Source organism: Pseudoalteromonas sp. Isolate3 (assembly GCF_022398505.1).
GTDB classification, from domain to species: Bacteria; Pseudomonadota; Gammaproteobacteria; order Enterobacterales; family Alteromonadaceae; genus Pseudoalteromonas; species Pseudoalteromonas apostichopi.
Map to the genome: position 1 here is coordinate 1 of NZ_JAKEVN010000228.1, position 2,134 is coordinate 2,134.

General features: G+C 35.5%; 1 protein-coding gene and 2 pseudogenes. All 3 read right to left on the reverse strand.

Features of this window, described 5'->3' with window-relative positions:
- Positions 1-870 precede the first annotated feature (870 nt).
- Positions 871-1,122 (reverse strand): annotated as a pseudogene (locus tag L1D46_RS20420) (VPA1267 family protein); the annotation flags it as partial.
- A 1-nt stretch (position 1,123) separates the two neighbouring features.
- Complete coding sequence (locus tag L1D46_RS20425; protein WP_036973907.1) at positions 1,124-1,555, reverse strand: KilA-N domain-containing protein; 432 nt, start codon at positions 1,553-1,555, stop codon at positions 1,124-1,126.
- A gap of 4 nt (positions 1,556-1,559) precedes the next feature.
- Positions 1,560-1,841 (reverse strand): annotated as a pseudogene (gmtX, locus tag L1D46_RS20430) (gamma-mobile-trio protein GmtX); the annotation flags it as partial.
- Between the last annotated feature and the right edge of the window lie 293 nt (positions 1,842-2,134).

Here is a 2,134-nt window from a genome sequence, read left to right on the forward strand (position 1 = left end):
ATAAATAACTTATCAAAAACAAAAAAAATCACACCACTAACAAGAAGCAATATGCTACTAAAAAAAATACTCAACCTTATGTTTTTTATATGGTACTTATTTTTTATATTTATCAATTTTAAATAGCCTTTATTAACCTGTAAGGTGTGAAATATTTATGATATGGTTAGACTTTGTACAACTAATGCTCGCAGTATAAAGTCAATTAGGCTCTCAACCTTTACAAATCTTTAATGTTTAATGTTTACATAGGCCTAATGAGAGTTAACTTTATAATTTAGACACATTACAATTAGCAGTTAATAGCATTTTGTGCAACCGAAATTATACCCGATTTTTGCTAGAATTCAAAGGTTGGATATTCAGGAACTTGAAACTGAACTCTGCTAATAATCAAATAGTTACGATAATGAAAACATGATTAGAACAGAGTTAACATGCAGATTAACCAAGTTTCACGTCAATTATAACCAATTAATCATGCTTATCGATTGTTTATTTACTCAAAGCGGCGTTTAAAGATTTATCTTGTATGCAGGTTGAAACCGAGCGGATTTCTTTACCTCGCAATTACACGATTGAAGATACTTTACTACCTGCGAATGCTAGGTAAACAAAACAGTATTTTTGCTGAGAGAGAACTTTTACTCAAGCTCTATTTTATACTTTTGCCTAGTAAGGTAGCAGCTCTTCAAACTCGCAGTTAAGCGCATTTACCAGCTTGTATAAGGTTTTGAGTCTAAAGTATCCCTATAATTAGTCTTTATATATCAATTAACTAATAGTATTAAAAAATGTGGGAAATGAGGCAACATTCATGGTGTTTTGTGAGCTTATGAATCGCCAAAAACAACAGAACTAAACACCATCTTTCTTTGCAGATTCGGTCATGGGCGGCAGTAAACCTCTATCACGTAAGGAGTCTTCTAACGCCTTGAGCGCTTTTCTAAGTAAGGGGTTTTGATTTAGGGCAGACTTGCCGCAACCAATACCTTTAGCGACTTCTATGCGATTAAGCTGGCCTCTGAACGTGATTTGCTTAAAGTCATCTTCGGTCTGGGTTGATTTCCATACTTCGAATGCTTCGAGGTTTTATTGCGCCTTTTGTTGACCGCTTGCCATCTTAGTTAGCCACCTTGCTAAGAGTAGACTTTAAGAAATACAGTTTAAATTCTGGAGACAGCCAACAAGCAAAGTCGATCATAAGCTCTTGGGATAGTTGTAAATTTTCACCTTCAAGCTTCACTGTTTTTAGGCAGGCCTCGTCAATTGCTTTACGTATTGGTAATGAGTAGCTTTCAGCTCCCGCATTTTCAATAAATACTTTGAATGCTGAACTATTGAATTTAGGGTTCATTTCCCTTTCTAATAAGGCGATATAGCACAGAGTATCTTTTTTACTTAACCATACACCGATAGAATCAGAAAGATCTCTTCCTATAGCTTGAGATAACTTATTGTGATCATAAGAATATGTGGATTCGAGTAATTCACTAAAAGCTACAACTGAAGGGTTCTGCAATAGAATTTTGATGATCTGAGTGTCGTTTAACATACCGCTATTCCATATTATCAATTAGCTTTTTAAGCTCTGTTATAAAGCCTCGCGGAAAGATCTCTGCGTTGTACTCCATATCCTTCACTTGGCCTGCTTGAGTGGTTTGCCAATTATTGCTTTCCATACATTCATCTGAGATAGCATAGGCAAGGGCTTTCTTTTCAGACTCCGTTAAGATGCCAGATAGCGAAGGTAGCACTTCAACGCTCGGCTCTGCACTTGTACTAAACTGACGAACAGGACGTTTATCAATGGTAATGTTCGCATGTTGCTTGAGCAGGTTAGCGACCATCGTTTGGATAATTTCTAATACTGGTTCTAAAACACTTTTGTCCAGAAGTGAGTTACAACTAGTATGATACTTTAATACTCAATTGTAGCTCAATTCACACATGGTACTGGCAATTAGTACTAGTGATAACCTTTATTTTTGTTCATGTTTAATCTAAAACGGTACGAAAAGGGTTAAGTTAATTTGCTGTTTAATATGAGACTTTATTCCTCTCCTACTAAGGAGTCTAACTGCAAACCACCTTAGGCGTTTTATTAAACAACAAAAAATACTCTATAATGTAT

What these genes read in the sequence shown, in the direction of transcription:
- L1D46_RS20425 (WP_036973907.1), bottom strand. Translation starts at nt 1,555, where the DNA reads ATGTTAAACGACACTCAGATCATCAAAATTCTATTGCAGAACCCTTCA.